General features: G+C 67.7%; 20 protein-coding genes. 18 read left to right on the top strand and 2 right to left on the bottom strand.

Annotated features, from left to right (window positions below):
• Positions 1–300: 300 nt before the first annotated feature.
• The 4 genes from AB0J62_RS25575 to AB0J62_RS25560 all read left to right on the top strand — a co-directional run bounded on the left by AB0J62_RS25575 (position 301) and on the right by AB0J62_RS25560 (position 5,449).
• On the top strand, positions 301–1,593 hold the full coding sequence (locus tag AB0J62_RS25575; RefSeq protein ID WP_363876019.1) for an extracellular solute-binding protein: 1,293 nt from the start codon (positions 301–303) through the stop codon (positions 1,591–1,593).
• On the top strand, positions 1,590–2,468 hold the full coding sequence (locus tag AB0J62_RS25570; protein WP_363876016.1) for a sugar ABC transporter permease: 879 nt from the start codon (positions 1,590–1,592) through the stop codon (positions 2,466–2,468). The genes AB0J62_RS25575 and AB0J62_RS25570 overlap by 4 nt, the downstream gene beginning before the upstream one ends.
• Positions 2,465–3,286 carry a carbohydrate ABC transporter permease gene (locus tag AB0J62_RS25565; protein ID WP_363876013.1) on the top strand — a complete coding sequence of 274 codons (822 nt, stop codon included), beginning with the start codon at positions 2,465–2,467 and terminating at the stop codon, positions 3,284–3,286. Before AB0J62_RS25570 ends, AB0J62_RS25565 begins: the two co-directional genes overlap by 4 nt.
• An 81-nt stretch (positions 3,287–3,367) precedes the next feature.
• Positions 3,368–5,449 carry a hypothetical protein gene (locus AB0J62_RS25560; protein WP_363876010.1) on the top strand — a complete coding sequence of 694 codons (2,082 nt, stop codon included), beginning with the start codon at positions 3,368–3,370 and terminating at the stop codon, positions 5,447–5,449.
• 5 nt (positions 5,450–5,454) lie between these two features.
• Here AB0J62_RS25560 and AB0J62_RS25555 read toward each other — a convergent pair whose 3' ends face one another.
• Both AB0J62_RS25555 and AB0J62_RS25550 read right to left on the bottom strand, forming a co-directional pair.
• Positions 5,455–6,861: a glycoside hydrolase family 43 protein gene (locus AB0J62_RS25555; protein ID WP_363876007.1), complete on the bottom strand. Its 1,407-nt coding sequence runs from the start codon at positions 6,859–6,861 to the stop codon at positions 5,455–5,457.
• Between the two features lie 108 nt (positions 6,862–6,969).
• The gene (locus AB0J62_RS25550) at positions 6,970–7,194 is read right to left on the bottom strand and encodes a hypothetical protein (protein WP_363876004.1); all 225 of its coding nucleotides are present in this window, start codon (positions 7,192–7,194) and stop codon (positions 6,970–6,972) included.
• Between the two features lie 111 nt (positions 7,195–7,305).
• Here AB0J62_RS25550 and AB0J62_RS25545 point away from each other — a divergent pair, with 111 nt between their 5' ends.
• The 14 genes from AB0J62_RS25545 to AB0J62_RS25480 all read left to right on the top strand — a co-directional run bounded on the left by AB0J62_RS25545 (position 7,306) and on the right by AB0J62_RS25480 (position 20,176).
• Positions 7,306–7,551, top strand: a complete 246-nt coding sequence (locus AB0J62_RS25545; RefSeq protein WP_363876001.1) for a hypothetical protein — start codon at positions 7,306–7,308, stop codon at positions 7,549–7,551.
• Between the two features lie 492 nt (positions 7,552–8,043).
• Positions 8,044–8,214, top strand: a complete 171-nt coding sequence (locus AB0J62_RS25540) for a hypothetical protein (protein ID WP_363875998.1) — start codon at positions 8,044–8,046, stop codon at positions 8,212–8,214.
• A gap of 134 nt (positions 8,215–8,348) precedes the next feature.
• The gene (locus AB0J62_RS25535) at positions 8,349–9,707 is read left to right on the top strand and encodes an FGGY-family carbohydrate kinase (RefSeq protein WP_363875995.1); all 1,359 of its coding nucleotides are present in this window, start codon (positions 8,349–8,351) and stop codon (positions 9,705–9,707) included.
• The gene (locus AB0J62_RS25530) at positions 9,704–10,333 is read left to right on the top strand and encodes a histidine phosphatase family protein (RefSeq protein ID WP_363875992.1); all 630 of its coding nucleotides are present in this window, start codon (positions 9,704–9,706) and stop codon (positions 10,331–10,333) included. Before AB0J62_RS25535 ends, AB0J62_RS25530 begins: the two co-directional genes overlap by 4 nt.
• Positions 10,330–11,130, top strand: a complete 801-nt coding sequence (locus AB0J62_RS25525; RefSeq protein ID WP_363875989.1) for a DeoR/GlpR family DNA-binding transcription regulator — start codon at positions 10,330–10,332, stop codon at positions 11,128–11,130. Before AB0J62_RS25530 ends, AB0J62_RS25525 begins: the two co-directional genes overlap by 4 nt.
• An 18-nt stretch (positions 11,131–11,148) precedes the next feature.
• Complete coding sequence (locus tag AB0J62_RS25520) at positions 11,149–12,609, top strand: FGGY-family carbohydrate kinase (RefSeq protein WP_363875986.1); 1,461 nt, start codon at positions 11,149–11,151, stop codon at positions 12,607–12,609.
• Entirely contained in the window at positions 12,606–13,625 is a 1,020-nt protein-coding gene (locus AB0J62_RS25515; RefSeq protein WP_363875983.1) for a 2-hydroxyacid dehydrogenase, read from the top strand. Before AB0J62_RS25520 ends, AB0J62_RS25515 begins: the two co-directional genes overlap by 4 nt.
• Before the next feature lie 21 nt (positions 13,626–13,646).
• Positions 13,647–14,345 carry an MgtC/SapB family protein gene (locus AB0J62_RS25510; protein ID WP_363875980.1) on the top strand — a complete coding sequence of 233 codons (699 nt, stop codon included), beginning with the start codon at positions 13,647–13,649 and terminating at the stop codon, positions 14,343–14,345.
• Between the two features lie 22 nt (positions 14,346–14,367).
• Positions 14,368–14,799, top strand: coding sequence for a MarR family transcriptional regulator (locus AB0J62_RS25505; protein ID WP_363875977.1), 432 nt, complete (start codon positions 14,368–14,370; stop codon positions 14,797–14,799).
• Entirely contained in the window at positions 14,796–16,184 is a 1,389-nt protein-coding gene (locus AB0J62_RS25500) for an MFS transporter (protein ID WP_363875974.1), read from the top strand. Before AB0J62_RS25505 ends, AB0J62_RS25500 begins: the two co-directional genes overlap by 4 nt.
• A gap of 41 nt (positions 16,185–16,225) precedes the next feature.
• Complete coding sequence (locus AB0J62_RS25495) at positions 16,226–17,098, top strand: inositol monophosphatase family protein (protein WP_363875971.1); 873 nt, start codon at positions 16,226–16,228, stop codon at positions 17,096–17,098.
• Positions 17,095–18,045 (top strand): sugar ABC transporter permease, encoded by a 951-nt coding sequence (locus tag AB0J62_RS25490; RefSeq protein WP_363875968.1) that lies wholly within the window; start codon positions 17,095–17,097, stop codon positions 18,043–18,045. The genes AB0J62_RS25495 and AB0J62_RS25490 overlap by 4 nt, the downstream gene beginning before the upstream one ends.
• Positions 18,042–18,854 (top strand): carbohydrate ABC transporter permease, encoded by an 813-nt coding sequence (locus tag AB0J62_RS25485; protein WP_363875965.1) that lies wholly within the window; start codon positions 18,042–18,044, stop codon positions 18,852–18,854. Before AB0J62_RS25490 ends, AB0J62_RS25485 begins: the two co-directional genes overlap by 4 nt.
• On the top strand, positions 18,851–20,176 hold the full coding sequence (locus tag AB0J62_RS25480; protein ID WP_363875962.1) for an ABC transporter substrate-binding protein: 1,326 nt from the start codon (positions 18,851–18,853) through the stop codon (positions 20,174–20,176). The genes AB0J62_RS25485 and AB0J62_RS25480 overlap by 4 nt, the downstream gene beginning before the upstream one ends.
• The last annotated feature ends 28 nt before the right edge of the window (positions 20,177–20,204 follow it).

The following is a 20,204-nucleotide window of genomic DNA, read 5'->3' as shown; positions in this document are numbered from 1 at the left end:
GCTTGCACCGGTCCGCGGGTCGAGCGCGTGGACATGGCGGGACCGCCGGGCAGCAGTACGACGTACGGCGTACCGGCCGGATGCGGGGAGGCGGTCACGGGCACGGCGCCATCTTCTCAGGAGAGGCGGGCACGAGCCCAAAACCGCGGTGGAGACCTTTTCGGACCGCTCCTGACTGAATCCTTTCAACGAGGACTTGACACCCTCCCGGGCCGTACGTAGCGTCCCGGTGACGAAAGTAACACGATCCTGCGGTTACTTCACACTCTTCGCCGGTATCTCCGGCGCTCAGGAGGACCCATGGCACTCGACCAGTCCGTCAGCCGACGGCGGCTCCTGCAGCTGATCGGCGGTGCCTCCGTCGCCGCCGCCGCGGTCGGCACCCTGGCGGCCTGCGGCGGAGGCGGCAGCGGCTCGTCCTCGTCCGGCGGCACGCTCAAGGTGATCGGCGTCGGCGACCAGGAAGCCGGTCTGCGGAAGGTGCTCGACGCGTACAAGTCGTCGCACTCCGGCTTCGACTTCAACCTCTCGTTCGCGCCGGCCGACCAGGTGCAAACCGCGCTGCGGACTCAGCTCGGCGGCGGCAATGCACCCGACGTACACGTCGTGTACCCCGGTAACGGCAGCGCGATGTCGATGGCCCAGCTGGCCAAGGCCGGACTGCTCGCCGACCTCAGCAGCCAGTCCTGGACGCAGAAGATCCCTGACGGCTTCAAGGGCGCGTTCCAGAGCGACGGCAAGACGTACATCTTCTCGCCCGGCTCGAGCATGCTCGGCGCGATCTACAACAAGAAGGCGTTCGCGACCGCGGGCGTCGAGCCGCCGACCACCTGGTCGGAGCTGCTCTCGGTCTGCGAGAAGCTCAAGGCGAAGGGCATCGTCCCGATCGCGCTGGGCGCGCAGACGCCGTGGATCACCCAGCTGATCCCGTACGCGCTGGTCCCGGGCACGGTCTACGCCAAGACGCCCGACTTCGACGACAAGATGCTCGCCGGGCAGGCCTCGTTCGCGGACTCCGGCTGGGTCGACGCGATGAACAAGTACCTCGAGCTGCAGAAGAAGGGTTTCTTCAACGACAACCCGAACGGTACGACGTACGAGCAGGCGACCTCGATGGTTGCCACCGGCAAGGCTGCGATGGCGGTCCAGGTCTCCGCGGTGCTGTCGGCGTTCCGGGCCGCGTCGCAGACGCCGGACGACCTGTCGATGTTCCCGTTCCCGGCCACGGATGTTGCCGCTGACAACTGGATTCCCGCCGGCGTCGTAGTCGGTATCGCGGTCAGCGCGAAGAGCAAGAAGTCGGATCAGGCCAAGTCGTTCCTCGACTACTGCGGCCAGCAGGAGAACCTGAACACCTGGGCCGAGGCCGTCTCCTGCGTCCCGCTGTACGGCGATGCGAAGGTGGACCCGGCGCTGACGCTGTTCCTGCCCGCGCTGAAGGCGAACAAGGCGGTCCCGTTCATGGACCAGCGCTGGCCGAACGCCGAAGTACAACCGACCCACTTCGCCGTCGTCCAGGAACTCCTCGGCGGCAAGACAACCGTCGACGCCGCCCTGAAAAAAATGGACGAGGCCTACCGGAAGAAAGCATGAGGGTACGTATTGCCCCGCCTTGGTGGTTCGCGATCCCGGCGATTGTGGTGTACGCCGTGGTGGTGCTGTATCCGAGCATCGCGGGGGCGGGGTCGGCGTTCACGGACTGGTCCGGGATTGGGAATGCCAAGACGTTCGTCGGGATCGACAACTTCAAACAGTTGGCGCACGACAGCCAGGCGCTGGGGGCGTTGCGTAACACGTTGCTGCTGACGGTCGCGATCGTCGTTGTGCAGAACGGGATCGGGCTGTTGCTGGCACTCGGCGTACACACCGGGATCAAGAGCCGGATGGCGTTGCGGCTGGTGTTCTTCGCGCCGGTCGTGGTGAGTCCGGTGATGGTGTCGTTCCTGTGGAAGTTCGTCTACAACCCGGCGCCGGACGCGGGGCTGAACGCGGCGCTGGGAGCGGTCGGGCTCGGTGGATTGCGGCAGGACTGGCTGGGGAACCCGTCGCTGGCGTTGTGGTCGGTCGCGTTCACGGTGATCTGGCAGTGTGCCGGGTACTCGATGGTGATCTTCCTGGCCGGGCTCGAAGGCGTGCCGGCCGAGCTGCACGAGTCCGCGATGGTCGACGGCGCCGGCACGGTGGCCCGCTTCCGGCACATCACCTGGCCGCTGCTCGCGCCGGCCGTGACGATCAACGTGATGCTGTCGACGGTGGGCGGGCTGACGCTGTTCACGCAGATCATCGCGATGACGAACGGCGGGCCCGGGTACGCGACGGACACGCTGTCGACGGTGTTGTACAAGCAGGCATTCGTGTTCGGGAAGTTCGGCTACAGCACCGCGGTCGCGCTGGTACTGGCGATCTTCGTCGCGGCCGTGTCGTTCCTGCAGATCGGGTACTTGAGGTCGAGGGAGACGGCGGCATGAAGTATCGCCCTCGCACGTTCCTGCTGGAGCTGGTGATGATCGCGGTCGCGATCGGATTCCTGTTCCCGGTGTACGTGCTGGTGACGCTGGCGTTCAAGGATCCCCAGCAGATCGCGAACCGGCCGTTGTCGCTGCCGTCCCCTCCGAGCGTGGGGAGCTTCGGCGAGGCGTGGCGGTCGGCCGACCTGAGCTCGGCGTTGCTGAACAGCACGGTGATCACCGTGGTCAGTGTCGTGCTGCTGATAGCGTTCGGCTCGCTGGCGGCGTACTTCCTGGCTCGTACGGCGACGCGCCTGAGTTACAGCCTCTACATCCTGTTCCTGGTCGGCATCATCCTGCCGTTCCAGCTGGGGATGATCCCGCTGTACCAACTCGTCGACAATCTCGGCCTGCTCGGGACGTACCAGGGCATGATCATCTTCTACACAGGGATCCAGCTGCCGTTCACGGTCTTCCTCTACACGGGCTTCATCCGGTCGCTCCCGGCGGACTACACGAACGCCGCGCTGATCGACGGGGCGTCGCATCTGCAAGCCTTCGCGCACGTGATCTTCCCGCTGCTCCGGCCGATCACCGGAACAGTCCTGATCCTGAACGCTGTACAGATCTGGAACGACTTCTTCACGCCGTTGCTCTACCTGGGCGGCTCCGGCCACGAGACCGTCCCGGTGCGGGTGTTCGCTTTCGTCAACCAATACACGTCGAACTACGGCCTGGTCGCCGCCGGCTTGATCCTCGCCGCCCTCCCCATCCTGCTCCTGTTCCTGATCCTCCAGCGCTACGTAATCCGCGGCTTCGCCTCCGGCCTGAAGGGTTGACCTCCTGTAACGCGGGGGCGTCTGGCTCGATAGATCAGCGGGTGCGCATTGGTTCGCCCGTTTCTGACTCTGGGGGTTCCTTTGCGTAACGTTCTTCTGCGTTCGGCCGTGCCGATGGCGCTGTCGGCGCTGATTCTGACCGTGGCAGCACCGGCGATGGCATCGGGTGAGCAGGCTGCGGCCGTTCCCTCGGTGCCGGCCGGTGTGCGGGTGAAGGGCACGTTCACCGGTATCGACCTGGCCTGGAGCCTGCCGGCCGACGTCGGAACCGGCCTCACCGGCTTCGTCGTCCACCGCAACGTGAACGGGACCGAGTCCACGTACCCGGTGCCGCCGACCAAGCTGAACTGGCAAGACACCGAGCGGATCCCGGGTGCGACGTACTCCGTGGCCGCGGTGGACGCCGACGGCGAGGGACCGGCCAGCACCCCGGGCCCGGCCGACACCGTGCCAGGCACACCGTCCGCCGCGCCGACCGATGCCATCACCGTCGCGCACACCGTGACGACCGACGGTGTCAGCCGCACGTTCCTCGGCCAGATCGCCGTCCAGGGCGCGACCCAGGTGATTCCGCTCGCCACCTCCGGCCCGACGCAGCAGGTCGACAAGGCCATCGCGGCGTCGGCCGACGGACGGCAGGTCGTCTTCTCGCAGGGGCAGGCGAGCCTGTGGACGGTCTCCGCGGTCGTCCCGCACGCCCAGCCGGTGAAGATCCTGGACGGTTCGAGCGGGATCACGGCGAAGTCCTGGTCACCGGACGGCACCAAGATCGCCTTCGAACGCGAACAGAGCGGAACGTCCTGTGTCGAGATCATCGGCGCGACCGGCGGTACGCCGGTCCGGGTCGGCTGCAACCTCGCCGCGCCGTCATGGCTGCCCGACAACCAGACCCTGATCGTCAAGGATCAGGTGACGGGAAGGCTGCAACGAGTCCGGGCAACGGTGGGCGGTGCGGTCCTGACCACTTACACCGGCACCGAGTTGGCCCAGCACCCGGTTGCGTCACCGGACGGTCTGTGGATCGCCTACTTCAAGAACACCTCGGTGAACGTGCTTCCGGTGGCCGGCGGCTCTCCCGTACCGGCGCCCTCGTACGGCACGAGCGGAGACTCGATCAGCTGGGCCAAGTTCAACCTCCTGCTCGTCGCCCGCCGGACCGACACCGGGAGCAGCACGCTCCAGCAGATACCGGTCAATGACGGACGGCCGTACGTGAACGGGGAGCTGTTCGTGCCGCCGGCCGGGGAGACGGTCGAATCGGCCGTCTGGCAAGGTCCGCGGCTCACGATCAAGCCGACCCCAGCTGTTGTGGGGCCGAACCTGTCGCTGCCCTTCGACACGACCGGACTGGTCAATCCTTACGTGACCTGCGAATTCGACGGTGTGAAGACCGCGCCGTGCCCGGCATCGCCCTTCCAGCGGACCGGCGTCGCAGCGGGCCAGCACGTACTGCGCATCCAGGGTGTCGAGGACGGCGGACGCGGAACCGAGGCCGTTCGCTGGCTGACGGTCGACACCACCGCGCCAACCGTCAAGGTGACTGGGCCGACGTTCGACGTCACCAAGGCCGCGACGGCGAATGTGACCTATGCCAGCTCGGATGCCAACGGCGTCGCGTCGTACGACGTCAGGTGGCGGATTGCGCCGACAGCGGGGAACTTCGGCGCCTACGCCACGGTCAAGTCCGGTACGACGGCCGCGTCGGTGGCGATCGGTCTTGCGGCGGGCTACGAGTACTGCGTCTCCGTCCGGGCACGCGACGTCGCCGGCAACCTCTCGGGCTGGACCGCCGACAAGTGCTTCTCGCGGCCCTCGGACGATCGCCTGATGGGCGCCGCCAAGGGCTGGGTCCGTGCCTCCAACCGCGCGTACTACCTGGGCACCGCGACCGCGACCACCGCGAAGGGCATCTCCGTCTCGCGCAGCGTCCAGGCCAAGCGACTGTTCCTCATCGCGACGAAGTGCGTCACCTGCGGCGGACTCAACGTCTACTACAACGGCAAGTACGTCGGCGCGGTGAACCTGTACAAGGCCACCACCGAGTACCAGGCGATCATCCCGCTGCCGGTGCCGGCGACCTTCCTGACCGGGTCCGTCCTGCTGACCACGCGGACGTCCGGCCAGATCTACCAGGTCGACGGGCTCGCGGTACGCCGTACCTGATCCGTCTAGTAGACCTCGATGCGGTCCAGGCTGATGACCGTGCTGGTGGACGCCGGGTTCTTGTCGCCGGTGACTCGCACCTTCAAGGTGTGGGCACCGGCGGCGAGTGCCGGGCTGATGTACATCAGCTGCTCGCCGACGCGGATTGAGCTGTAGTAGTCGATGCGCTGCTCGGGGCCGCCGTCGACGGAGATCGCGGCGATCCCGTTGCGGGTGTCGGCGACGCTGAGCAGTGCAGCCCGCGTGCCGGTGAAGTGGATCGTGGCGGTCGCGTTGGTCTCGCCGCTCCAGTGGTCGTTGCCCCAGAAGCACTGGTTGCCGCAGCCGGATCCTGAGCTCCAGTTCCCGGCGTACACCACTGTGCTGTCGGTGTCGTTGATCCAGTAGTTCGACGAGCCGGGGTCGCCCGACGGCAGGTTCTGCGTCGCGCCGGCGGCGAGCGGTCGGCCGAGGTTCGGGGTGCCGTCGGCGTTCCAGGTGATCTTCTGGACCCGCGTCGTACGGAATGAATACGTGTACGTGCTGGTGTTCTTGCCGTGGTACGCGATCCAGTCCTCGGTGCCGTCGGGCGACTTGAAGAACGAGTGGTGGCCCGGACCCCAGACGCCGGTCTCATCGTTGCGGGAGAAGATCGGGCCGGCGTGCTGGACCCAGTTCGACGCGACCATCGGGTCGGCGCCGTTCGCGATGCTCTTCATCCACAGCTGGTAGTCCGGCTTGCCGGTGTCGCACGTCGAGTAGGTCAGGAACGTACGGGTCGCGCCGTACAGCGGTGTGGGTCCTTCGCGGACCTCCGAGCAACCGCCGTCCGCGGGGATCGCGACGCGGCCGCCGGTGGCGGTCCAGGGATTGCTCATCCGGACGATGTACAGCTGCGCCGGTCCGCCCTGACCGCGGCCGGGGCCGGTCCAGACGAAGTACTGCTGACCGTTGACCGTGATCGGCTCGCCGTCGATCGCGTACTCACCGAAGTCCGCGATCTTCGCCTTGAAGGAGTACGGGCCGAGCGGATCGTCGCCGGCCGACTCGAGGACATACATCCGGTGGTTCGCGTCGACGCCGTCCGAGGCCGTGTAGTAGATGTACCAACGCCCGCCGACGTGACGGAACGCCGGCGCCCACATCTGCGTGTTGCGCGAGGTGTCCGAGTCCCGCCACACCACCTGCTCCGGCTGCACGAGCAGCGTGGCAAGACTGGCCGACGCCCAGATCCCGATCCGGTCGCCGCGTGTGGTCGCGACGTAGTACTTGCCGTTGTAGAACATCATCGACGGATCCGCGGACGGATTCACCGGATTCCGGAAGGTCTGCGACGACACCGTGTTCCTCTCGACGGCGGGAGCGTTCGCTCCGACCGAGCCGGTCAGGAGCACGGCGAGCAGGGTGGCGAGGACGGGGCGGAAGAAGCTCATGGGGCACCTCTCGAAACCTGGGGGCGGACCAGTCTCAACCTCGGTTCTACTGGCTGTTTGCCATCGTTGTAAACCCTTGAAACGAGGATCGAACGGGCCCGCCCTCGTTCAGCCCCGCTCGTGCTTGTCGAGCTTGCGCTGCGCCTTCTTGGCGGCCTTCTGAGCTGAGTGGATGTTGCTCGCCGCGGTCTTGACGGCCTGCTTCGATCCAGGCATGCCGCGCAGCCGCTGAGCGTCCCGCTGGCCCTCCTTGGCCTGCTCGACGCGCTCGACCGCCGTGTTGACCTCTTGCTCCAGACGCCGTTGCTTGCGGTTCTGTCCCCAGCTGCCCATAGCTGAAAGCCTTTCGTGAGTTGTCGTGCTGTCGGAGGTTCCGACGCCGACCGTAGAACCTCCGGTTCCTGGCACAGCACCCTTTCGATCTGGGTCGAAAGGAACCTCTGGATGAGGTATGGCGTCTCACCGCACATGAAGCTCAAGGTGCGGGTCGTGCAGTACCGGCACGACTGCTGGTACGCCGACATCGACGACGCGGATGATCGTCAGCCGGACGATCCCTACTGGTACGCCGACGGTTGCCGTACCCAGGCCGAAGCGGTCGCGCTCGCGTGTACCCAGCTCGCCGCGTTCGACCAGGCGGTTGCCGCCGGCACGCTTCCGTCCCGGCTCAGCGAGACCATCGCCGCTTGATCCGCCGGACCTCGCTCGAGCTCATTCTCTTCGAGCTGTAACGCAACGTCACGGTGACCGGATGTAACCCCGAGGGGGAACTCACCATGGCAACGTTCAATCCACCACCGGCCTGGAGTCGCCTGCGAAGGCCGCGCTGTGTCCACAGAAACGGCTGTGGATAACAGCGTTTGGTTGTGGATAGGTGGACGGTTGCTGTGGACAACCTGGGGTTGGTTGTGGAGGGGGCAGCTAATGCTGGTGAGGCTGCACGTGCAGTCCGGCTGGTGAGAGAACGGTTGCCGGGGTGGGGTTGTGGTGGTGAGATAGGTGGCCGTGTGCCGGATGAAACTTTACGAAGATTTAGCCGTGACATTCGGCGCGCCAGCTCGTTGATCTATCAGGCAGTTCGCGAATCAGCGGATCGCTGGGGAATCCGGAGGGACGCTCGTGCACAAGTTCAACGCTCCACCCGACTGGCCTGAACCACCGAGTGACAGCTGGCGTCCGCCGATGGGCTGGGAGCCTGACCCGGCCTGGCCTGACGCACCGGCCGGCTGGGGCTTCTGGACCAATCGCAACGGCCGCCGCAGCAGCGGCCCGATCGGCGCGTACGGCGCGGTCGACGCCGGTCGCATCGAGCTGGCGACGGTCGACCCGGCCTTGGTGCTGATGCACTCCTGATCGTCGATCCGGCCCTCGCATGCCGACCGGCTGCGGGGGCCGCGGTGTGTCCGCGTTCGGCCACGAGACTGGCACGTTCTTATCGCCTTCTGGTGTTATGTTATCAATCTAGATAACACTCACCGGGAGGCTTCGTGGGCTGGATCGGTCTCGACCTCGGCACGCAAAGTGTGCGCGCCGTGATGGCCGATGCCAAGGGCCACGTGCTGGCCCGTGCAACCCGTCCGCTCACCAGCCACCGTGACGGTGTCCGCCACGAGCAGGATCCCCAGGGTTGGCTCGACGCGGTCGACGCGGTCCTGGCCGAGGTCGGAACGACCGAGCTCGACGGCATCGCGATCTGCTCGACGTCCGGCACCTTCCTGCTGACGGATCGCTCCGGTCGACCGGTCACCCCGGCCCTGATGTACGACGACGCGCGCGCGGCGTCCCGTCGCGACCGCATCGTGGACGCCGACCCGGACCGCTGGGCCACAAGCATGCAACCCACCTGGGCCCTGCCGAAGATCCTCGATCTCGTCGCGGACGGTCACGACCTCGCCGATCGCCGCGTCGTCCACAGCGCCGATTTCGTCGCCGCTCATCTCGTCGGCCATCCCGTCGCCACTGACACCAGCCATGCGCTCAAGACCGGATATGACCTGGTTGCCGAGGCCTGGCCGATCGCGGCTTTCGAAAAGCTCGGCCTCCCGCTGTCCGCGTTTCCCGAGGTTGTCCGTCCCGGCGTCGAGCTCGGCCGCACACCCGCCGGCGTTCCCGTCCATGCGGGCATGACCGACGGTTGCGCCGCCCAGATCGCCGCCGGTGCGCTCAGCCCCGGCGCCTGGAACTCCGTCCTCGGTACGACGCTCGTCCTCAAAGGCGTCAGCACCGATCTCCTGACGGACCCCACCGGCGCCGTCTACAGCCATCGTCATCCCGACGGCGGGTGGCTCCCCGGCGGCGCCTCCAGCACCGGCGCCGGCGTACTCACCGAGCTGCTTCCCGGGGCCGACCTCGACGCCCTCGACCGCGCGGCCCGCGCCCGGGGCCCGGTCGATGCCGTCACGTATCCACTCACCAAGACCGGCGAACGGTTCCCCTTCGTCGCGCCGCAGGCCGAGCGCTTCACCCTCGGTAGCACCGCCGACGACCTGCACACGTACGCCGCCGTACTGCAAGGCGTCGCGTTCATCGAGCGGCTGGCCTTCGAGCACCTCGAGACGCTTGGCGCCGACCCGGTCCGCTCGGTCTCACTGACCGGGGGAGCGACGCGGAGCGGGTACTGGAACCAGCTCCGCGCCGACGTTCTCGGCGTACCGGTGGAGCTTCCGGCCGTACCGGATCCGGCGTACGGCATGGCTGTCCTGGCTGCGTCCGGCGGGACCGACCTCACCGGCACGGCGCGCCGCATGGTCCGGGTGGATCGCGTGCTCGAACCGGGCAGCCAACGACTTGACGACCTGTACGGCGCATTTGTCGCGGAACTCGACCGTCGGGGGTATCGCGGATGAGAACGACGATCGTCCTGGCCCGCCATGGCCGGACCGAATGGCATCACGGCAACCGCTACACCGGTTCGACGGACCTCCCGATCGACGAGGTCGGCGTACGGCAGGCTGAACAGTTGAAGGACTGGGCGCTGGACTACGCGCCGGACGCGCTGTGGTGTTCGCCGATGCTGCGAGCCCGGCAGACGATCGGGCCGATCGCCGAGGCCCTGGATCTGGAGCCGACTCTGGATGCGCGGCTGCGGGAGGTCGACTTCGGTTCGGCCGAGGGCAAGATGATCAGCGAACTACCCCCGGCGGTGGCGAAGGCGTTCGTGCTGGATCCGGTGCTCGATCACTTCCCGGGCGGTGAGCATCCCGCCGATGCGGCCGACCGGGTGCACGAGGTCTTCGGGGAGATCGCCGAGCGGCACGAGGGTCAGCGGGTCCTCGTCGTCGCGCACAACACGCTCATCCGGCTGCTCGTGTGCAGGATGCTCGGACTGCGACTGAACGACTACCGCAGACTGCTACCTGCGCTCGGTCCCGCGGCACTGGTGCGTTTCCGGTGGCAGGACGGCACAGTGGGTCTCGAGGCGTACAACGTTCCGCCTGTGCCCGATCCTGTGCGAATGGAGATCCAGCAATGACATCGGAAGTCGATGGTGACACCACCGAACTGAGCCGGCCCGCGCGCCGGCAGGCCGAGATCGCGGCGTACGTCGTGAAGCACGGCTCGGTCTCGGCCAACGACCTGGTCGAGGCGTTCGGGGTGAGCGTGATGACGGTGCACCGCGACCTGGACGAGCTCGAGCGGCAGGGCGTGGTCCGCAAGTACCGCGGCGGCGTCAGCGCGCAGCCGACCAGCGTGTTCGAGAGCAACGTCGCGTACCGGCTGAACACCGCGCACGCGGAGAAGGCCGCGATCGCCCGGCACGCGCGGACGATGATCGAGCCGGGGATGTCGGTGATGCTCGACGACTCGACCAGCGCGCTGGCCCTGATCGACCTGATCGAGGACATCACACCGTTGACCGTGGCAACGAACTTCCTGCCCGCGATTACCCGGCTGTCCCAGCTCCGCGACATCACCCTGCTCGCACTCGGCGGGATCTATTCCGCGACCCACGACTCGTTCGGCGGGATGCCGTGCGCCGAGGCCGTCGAGGCGCTGCACACCGACCTGCTGTTCTGCTCGGTGTCCGCGGTGTCGTCGACGCACGCGTTCCATCAGGAGGAGGAGATCGTCCTGGTGAAGCGGGCGATGTTGCGCTCGGCAAGGACCAAGGTGCTGCTGGTCGACCACGCCAAGCTGCAGCGCACCGCTCTGCACCGGCTCGCGCCGCTCACCGATTTCGACGTCGTCATCGTCGACGAGAAGACCCCGCAGGACCTGATCGAACCGTTGCGCGACCACGGCGCCACCGTGGAGGTAGCCAAACTATGAACGTTGAGGAGGGGGCTCATGGACGTCGGAGTAGACGTCGGCACCACCGTGACCAAGGCGGTCGCCTTCGACGCCGACGGCCGGCCACTGGCCGAGGCTTCCCGGCCGACGCGCCTGGTTCATCGCAGTACCGGGCGCTTTGAGCACGAGACCGAAGAGATCGTTGCCTCGGTCAACGAGGTAGTGCAGGAGTTGGCCGGCGCGGTCGGGAACCGGCCGGGTGTGCTGGCCATCACCGCGCAAGGTGACGGCCTCTGGCTGGTGGACGACGAGGGTACGCCGGTCCGCCCGGCGATCTCGTGGCTGGACGCGCGGTCGAGTCCGATCCTCGAGCGATGGACGACGGACGGTGTCGCGGAGCAGGTGTTCCGGCGTTCGGGCAACCGGATGTTTCCCGGCGCGTCCGGGCCGCTGCTGGCCGCAGTACGGGCGGAAGAGCCTGAGGTGATCGATCGGGCCGGTACGGCGGCGTACTGCAAGGACGTCGTGATGCAGGCGTTGACCGGAGTACGGGCGACCGATGTGTCGGACGCGTCGGCGCCGTTTCTTGATCCCAGGACCGGGGAGTACGACGCGGAGGCGCTGGCGGCGACCGGGCTGTCCGAGGTGCGTCACCTGTTGGCAGCGGTTGTAGTGGGCGGGCCCGTTGGCGAGTTGCGTGACGACTCGACCGGCATGGCTGCCGGGACCAGGGTGTCGGCTGGTCCGTACGACCTTCCCGCGGCTGCGGCCGGTGCGGGAGTGACTGATCCGGGAGACGCGCTCCTCACTGTCGGTACGACGCTGGCGTGCCAGGTCGTCACCCGTGAACTGCCCGTCGACGGCGAGCCCGCCGGCCTGTTCCTCGGCACCTGGACCCCCGGCGTCTGGCTGCGTGCGATGCCGGCCATGGTCGGTACGGCGGCCCTCGACCGTGTGCTCGCTCTGGTCGGCGTCGGTACTGCTCAACTGCCCGGTCTGCTCGCCGAAAGCCCACCCGGCGCGTCCGGCGTCACCGTCCTGCCGTACCTGTCCGAGGCTGGTGAACGTGCGCCGTTCGTCGACACCCGCGCCCGCGGCACGATCGACGGCATCTCGCTTGCCACGACGACGGCCGACCTGGTCCGCGCCACCTGCGAAGGAATCGCGTACGCCGCTCGCCACTGTCTCGACGCGGCCGGGTGGACCGGTCGCGTGACGGTCTGCGGCGGTGGCGCCCGGAGCAGCGAGTGGACCCAGATCCTCGCTGATGTACTGAATGCGCCGCTGCACACCGCCGAGGCCGAACAGGTCGCCGCGCGCGGTGCGGTGATCTGCGCGCGACGCGCCGTCGACCCCGGCAGTGCCGGCGCGGAGTGGATCGCCGAGACGCGCCAGGTCGACCCGGATCCGGCCCGCGCCGAGTTCTACGCCGAGGGATACGCCCACTATCTGCGTCGGATCGAGGCGGCCCGCCCGCGCTGGTCCGACCCAGCACCCACGTTCACAGGAGATCGATGAGAACCGTCAGGACGCTGCTCGCCGGCGACCACTTCGTGCGCAACGACCTGCTCGCCGCTGCGCTCAGCACGATCCCGGACGTCGCGTTCGAGTTTCGTGAGGTCACGTTGCCCTGGCCGTTGACGCCGTACGGGCGGGTCGCCGAGGTGGACGAAGCCAGTGATGTCGAGGACCAGCTGATCGAGGCGCTGGCCGGCGTCGAGCTCGCGGTCACGCAGATGGGGCCGTTCACGGAGCGAGTGCTGGAAGCTGCATCCGACCTGCGATACCTGGTCGTCTGCCGCGGTGGCCCGGTAAATGTGAACGTTGCCGCGGCGGCGAAGCGAGGGATCGCGGTGGCGTCGACGCCTGGGCGCAATGCGGTGGCGGCCGCGGAGCACGCGGTCGCGTTGATGATGAGTGCCCTGCGCAACCTTCCGCGACTGCAGCGGACGCTGGAGCTGGGCGAGTGGCGCTCCGACCTCTACGCGTACGACGAGTGCGGCGTCGAGCTCGACGGATCCACCGTCGGGCTGGTCGGGTACGGCGCGATCGGGCAACGGGTCGCCCGGGTGATGCTTGCCTTCGGCGCCCATGTCCTGGTCGCCGATCCGTACGTCGAGCAGGCGCCGGAGGGCATCGAGCTGGTGGAGCTCGACGCGCTGCTGCGGCGGTCCGACGTGGTGAGTCTGCATGCCCGGTTGACCGATCAGACCCGCGGGATGATCGGTGCGGAGCAGCTCGCCTCGATGCCGCGCGGCGCCGTACTGGTCAACACTGCGCGCGGTGGTCTGCTCGACTACGACGCAACGGTGGACGCGCTGGAGTCGGGCCAGCTCGGGGCGGCGGCGTTCGACGTGTTTCCGGCCGAGCCCGTGCCCGCCGGGTCGCGGCTGCTGACGGCGCCGAACATCGTGATGACCCCCCACCTGGCCGGCGCGACCCGGCAGACCGCCCACCGGGCGGGCTCGATCGCCGCGGAGGCGGTGGCAGCCTTCCTGTCCGGAAAGGATCCGGTAGGACTGGTGTCCGCGTAGTCGGGGCACAGGGTACAGACCATGAAACTGGCAACATCGAGTACCGGGATCGAACTCCTTCTGCTGCTGATCGCGTTCGTGCTGTCGATGATCATCGGCATCGAACGGCAGATCCGGCAGAAGAGCGCGGGCATGCGGACGCACACGCTGGTCGGCACCGGCGCGGCGCTGTTCACCCTGGTCTCCGGCTTCGGCTTCAGCGCGGTTCTCGGGACCGAGGTCAACCTGGACCCGTCCCGGATCGCGGCCCAGGTCGTGTCCGGCGTCGGCTTCCTCGGCGCCGGGGTGATCTTCATGCGCCGCGACGTGGTTCGCGGGCTCACGACCGCGGCCACGATCTGGATGACGGCGGCGATCGGGATGGCCTGCGGCGCCGGGATGCCGGTGCTCGCGGTCGCCGCGACCGTGCTGCATCTGGTTGCGGTCGGACCGTTCGCCCGGTTGGCCCGGGTCCTGCCCTCGCCGGACCGTCGCCGCATCGTCACGGTGCGGTACGACGACGGTTCCGGCGTACTGCGGTCGATCCTCTCGACTGCCACCTCGATGGGGTTCGAGGCGTCTGTGCTCGGGACCGAGGTGCACCGTCGGGACGGGTCGCGGCCGCAGGTACTGGCGTCGATGCGGTTCAACGGGCGGGCGCCGTTGCAGCACCTGGTGCTCGCACTGGACGACCTCGACGGGGTCACCGGGGTGCGACTGCGGGAGGACGACGACGATTGAGACCATCAGCTATGCTGATGGTATGAGTTCAACGGATGTCGCTGCCCACGAGATCCGGACCAGCCTGTTCCGGCTGGTGCGCCGGCTGCGGCAGGAGCGTCCCGAGGGTGAGCTCAGCTATTCGCAATTCAACGTGCTGGGTTGGCTGGAACGCGAAGGCGCGATGACGAACGCCGACCTGGCCGCCGCCGAGCGGGTCACCCCGCAGACGATGATGCGTGCCACGACCGACCTGGTGGCGAGCGGGTTCATCAGCCGTGCTGATAATCCGGCCGACCGGCGTCAGGTCCTTCTGGAGATCACGCCCACCGGAGCCACGCTCGTTCGCGAGGACCGCCGTCGCCGGGACACCTTCCTGGCGAAGGCCATGGACGCAACCCTCACCCCCACTGAACAAGAACTTCTCCACCTGGCCGCCCGCCTCATGGACCAGCTCTCGGAGGTCGTGGAGTGACCAAGGCCGTGGAGGAACGGGAGGCGGTTCGGACAGGGGAGCTGCCGGCGCGGTATGCCGCCTCGGTCGGTCTCGGCACGTTGTTGCAGCCGCTGAACTCCTCGATGATCGCGGTCGCGCTGGTTGCGATCGGCGCGGACTTCCACGCGGGCACCGAGACGCAGTGGCTGGTCTCGGGGCTGTACCTCGCGACCGCGGTCTCGGCGCCGACGGCCGGGCGGCTGGCTGATCTCGTCGGTGCCCGTCGAGTGTTCCTCGCCGGACTTGCGCTCGTGGCGGTCGTGTCGGCGTTGGCTCCGCTCTCCCCGAGCCTCGGGTGGTTGATCGTCGCGCGGGTCCTGCTCGGAATCGGGACCGGCGCGCAGTTCCCCTCGGGCGTCGCGATGATCCGCCGGATCGCCGACCGCCGGAAGGCTTCAGCCGTCGGTGCGCTCGGCCTGTTGTCCGTCTTCGCGCAAACGTCCGCGGCGTTGGGCCCGAGCGTCGGCGGTCTCCTCGTCGGCACGTTCGATTGGCAGGCGATCTTCCTCGTCAACCTCCCGGTCGCCGCCGTCGCGGGCATCGCCGTACTCCGGCTTGTGCCCAAGGATCCGCCCCGGCCGGCGGACGACGACCGGAAGCTCTGGCGGGAGATCGACCTCGCCGGGCTGGTCCTGTTCACGCTCGCGATGACCGCGCTGATGCTGGTCCTGCTCTCGCTGACGACCAACCCGAACTGGTGGTTGCTCGGCGCAGCGGTCCCGCTCGTTGCGCTCTTCATCCTCTGGGAACGTCGCTCCACGACCCCGTTCGTCGACGTACGCCTGCTTGCCCGCAGCGCGCCGCTGTCCCTCGGCTACCTCCGCACGATGCTCACGTATGTCGCCTTCTACGCGATCTTCTACGGTCTGCCCGGTTGGCTCGAGCAAGGCCGTGGGCTCGACCCGACGCAGGTCGGACTGGTCGTCCTGCCGATCGCGACCCTCGGCGCGATCACCGTCGCGATCGCGACCAGACTCGCTCGCCGCCACGGCGACCGGCTGCTGCTCCTGATCGGTTCGGCCGGCCTCCTGGTCGGGGGCGCCGCGCTCGCCTTCGGAGTTCACACGGGTACGCCGATCGCCGTGCTCGTCGTGATCAGCGCGGTCCTCGGCGTACCGAACGGGTTCAACGGGCTCGGCAACCAGTTGGCCGTCTACCGCGCCGCCCCGCCCGAGGTCGCCGGTGCCGCGGCCGGCCTTTTCCGCACCTCGCAGTACGTCGGCGCGAACCTCGCGGCCGCCGCGATCGCCCTCGTCTTCGCCGGCCCGGCCACCGACGCCGGCCTGCACCGCCTCGGCCTACTCGTCGGCGGGATCGCGGTGATCCTGCTCCTGGATGTGATTTTCGCGAGAAAATCACAGTGATTCTCTATACGTAACCACCAAGCGGTGATAATTTCACCGGCATGCCCGCCTCCTCGACACCTGTTGACCTGTGTGAACTGGCCGTTCGGTTGGCCGTGGCAGCAGGCGAGGAACTGCTGGTCCGTCAGCAGAGTCTCTCGATCGACGCCGCCGCTGTCGAAACCAAAACCTCGGTCAGTGACCCGGTCAGCGCGGCCGACCGCGCCTCCGAGAAGCTCATCACCGACGGTCTGACCTCCGCCCGGCCCGGCGACGGGCTGCTCGGTGAGGAAGGCGCGTACCGCCCGTCGACCACCGGCCTGACCTGGGTGATCGATCCTCTCGACGGCACGGTCAACTACCTGTACGGCCGTCCCGACTGGTGCGTCTCGATCGCCGTCGAAGATGAACAGGGCAGCGTCGCCGGCGCAGTCCACCAACCCCGCACCGGCAGCACCTGGTCCGCCACCCGCAATGGCGGCGCTCATCGCCGCGACACCCCGCCATACCAAACCGTTTGGTATGCCCGCGACGATGCTCCATACCAAACGGTTTGGTATGGCGGTCGGCGGTTGGGGCCGCTGCGGGAGGTCGGCCTGGAGACGGCCTTGGTGGGCACAGGCTTCTCCTACCTCCCCGACCGCCGCGCCGAGCAGGCTCAGCACCTCCGCCAACTCCTCCCCGCCGTACGCGACATCCGCCGTGGCGGATCCGCCGCCCTCGACCTGTGCTCGATCGCGGACGGTACGTCGGACGCGTACTACGAGCACCTCATCCAGCCCTGGGACGTTGCCGCCGGCGCGCTGATCGCGCGCGAGGCCGGCGCCACCGTGGTCCGGGGACCCGGAACGGCTTTCCCGCAAGGCATCCTGGCGGCCGCGCCCTCCCTCGCGGCCGGACTTCTCGACATCCTCACCCCTAGGAGGTCGGTGTGACGGTAGTAGAGCTGCCGGCGCGGACACATCCGGACGAACGAACACTTGCCACCGGCAACGATCAGCTGAAACGCCGGCGCCGTCGCGAGTACGGGCTGTTCGCCCTGCTCGTCGCGCCGAACCTGCTGGTGATCGCGGTCTTCGCGTACTGGCCGATCGTCTACAACGCGTTCCTCAGCTTGACCGACTGGAACATGATCGCCGCCCGGCCGAAGTTCATCGGCCTCGCCAACTACGGCCGTACGCTGACCGACCCGGCGTTCCACAAGACGCTGTGGATCACGGTCGTGTTCACGGGCCTGATCGTGGTCGGCAGCCTGATCATCGGGCTGGCGCTGGCGTTCCTGTTCAACCTGCCGCTCAAGGGCCGGGGCGCGGTCCGGACGATCGCGTTCGCGCCGCACATCCTGTCCGGTGCGGCGGTCGCCACGATCTGGGCGTTCATCTTCGACCCCGGCTACGGCCTGATGCGGGCGCTGATCGAGCCGTTCGGCGCGGAGCCGCCGGACTGGATGAACAACTCCGACTGGGCGCTGCCCGGGCTCGTCATCGTCTACCTGTGGAAGAACGTCGGCTTCGCCGCGCTGATCTACCTGGCCGGCCTGCAAGGCCTGCCCAAGGAGCTCGACGAGGCGGCCGCGATCGACGGCGCGTCGACCTGGACCCGGTTCCGGGCGATCAAGTTGCCGTTGCTTGCCCCGATCACCTTCTTCCTGCTGATCACCACGGTGATCGGGACGTTCCAGGCCTTCGACGTGATCGCGGTGATGACCGGTGGTGGCCCTGGTGATGCCACCACCACGCTGAGCTGGTCGATCTACAACGAGGGTTTCCAGGCGTTCAACGCGGGCCGCGCGGCGACGCTGTCGATCATCATGTTCGTCATCCTGCTGGTCGTCACCACGGTGCAGGCCAAGGTGATGGAGAGGCGGGTGCATTACCGATGAAGATCCGCGCGATCCAGTACGTCGTACTGATCGGTGTGGCGGCCGTGTTCCTCGGACCGCTGTACTGGTTGCTGTCCACGGCGTTCAAGCAGCCGAGTGAGATCTACCAGTGGCCGCCGGCGTGGTGGCCGCATCTGACCTGGGAGAACCTCAGCCTGGCCTGGAAGGCCGCGCCGTTCGACCGGTTCTTCCTGAACTCCACGATCATCACGGTCGGCGGTACGGCGCTGAAGGTGATCAACGCCGTACTGACGGCGTACGCCTTCGCGTACCTGCGATTCCCGTTCAAGAAGGTGCTGTTCTTCTTGGTGCTCGGGGCAATGATGGTGCCGGGCCACGTGACGCTGCTGCCGAACTACTTGACCGTGGCAACACTCGGCTGGATCAACACGTACGCCGGGCTGATCATCCCCGGTATCGGATCCGCCTTCGCGACGTTCCTGATGCGCCAGCACTTCCTCACGCTGCCGACCGAGGTGACCGACGCGGCCGCGGTCGACGGCGCGGGACACCTGCGCACACTGTGGCGCGTCGTACTGCCGATGTCGCAGCCGATGCTGGTCACGGTCGTGGTGATCACCGCGGTCGAGGAGTGGAACAACTTCGTCTGGCCGTTGATCGTCACCAACACCGCCTCGATGCGGACGCTGCCGGTCGGCCTGCTGATCCTCAAGGACGAGGAGGGTCTCGCGGCCTGGGGGACGATCATGGCCGGCACGCTGCTGGTGCTCGCGCCGATGCTGCTGATCTTCCTGATCGCCCAGCGCTACATCGTCGGCGGTATCACGCAGGGAGCTCTGAAGGGATGACGATGCTCAAGCGCAGGACGTTCCTCGGGCTCGCGGCCGGCGCGACGCTGGCGGGCTGTGGGTACCGGTCGGTGGATGCGGTCTACTCGCAGCCGGCTGGGGCGGTCCCGAAGCAATACGCGAATCGCACGCGGGTGGTCTTCTGGTCGCCGTACGGCGGGGTCAACGGCAAGGCAGTCGACAAGCTCGTTGCCAAGTTCAACGATTCGCAGGACGACGTGTACGTCGAGACGCAGTTCCAGGGCAGCTACGACGACGTTGCGCAGAAGGTCGCCGCCGCGCTGGTCGCGAAGCAGGCGCCGGATCTCGCCGTACTGTCCGACGTCACCTGGGAACGGTTCTTCCTGAACGAGGCGCTCGAGCCGCTGAACGGCTACTTCAACGACGGCTTCGGGCCCGGGATCTACCAGGAGAAGCTGTTCGGGGAGTACGTCGTGAAGGGGCAGAGCTGGGCGGTTCCGTTCGCCCGGAGTACGCCGATCCTGTACTACAACCGCGACGCGTTCGAGAAGGCCGGGCTGCCGGATCGGGCGCCGCGGACGTGGAGCGAGCTGCGGTCGTGGGTGCCGTCGCTGGCGAAGGTGCAGTCCGGCGGGCGGTCGCTGCGGACGATCGCGTTCGCGAAGATCGACGGGGACTGGCAGTTCCAGGGGAACGTGTGGCAGTTCGGCGGCGCGTACTCGCGCGGGCTGGACGTGACGATCGACGAGGCCGGCGCGGTCGCGGCCGGTGAGTGGCAGCGGTCGATGGTGCACGATCTCGGGGCGGCGTACATGGCGAGCAGCCCGAGTACGGACTTCGCCAACGGGCTGGTCGCGGTGATCCAGGAATCGACCGGTGGCATGAAGACCATCAGCAGCAAGGCGAAGTTCAAGGTCGGGGCCGGGTTCATCCCGTCCGAGGTCGCGACCGGGCTCGCGACCGGCGGCGGCGGGATCGGGATGTTGCGGAACATCTCGGACGAGCGCAAGCAGGCCGCGGCGACGTTCCTGCAGTTCCTGGCGCATCCGGAGAACTCGGCGTGGTGGACGACGCAGACCGGCTACCTGCCGGTGGTGAACAAGGCGCGTGACGATGCCGAGCTGAAGAAGCTGATCGCCGAGCAGCCGAACTACGGGGTGGCGATCGCGCAGCTGGAGAACGCGCGGCAGCAGGACGCGATCCGGCTGTACGGGCGGAACGCGAATGTGCAGATCTACACCGGCCTGCAGCAGATCTATGCGGACAACGCCCAACCGAAGAAGGTGTTCGGCTCGGTCGCGAAGCGGCTCGACGCGATCGGCACCGAGGTCAAACGGCTCTACGAGGAGAAGGTGCTGTGATCATCCCCGGGTCGGACGAGGAGCTGCT

The organism is Kribbella sp. NPDC049584 (assembly GCF_040675555.1).
Classification (GTDB): domain Bacteria; phylum Actinomycetota; class Actinomycetes; order Propionibacteriales; family Kribbellaceae; genus Kribbella.
This window is presented reverse-complemented; position numbering and strand designations above follow the sequence as displayed.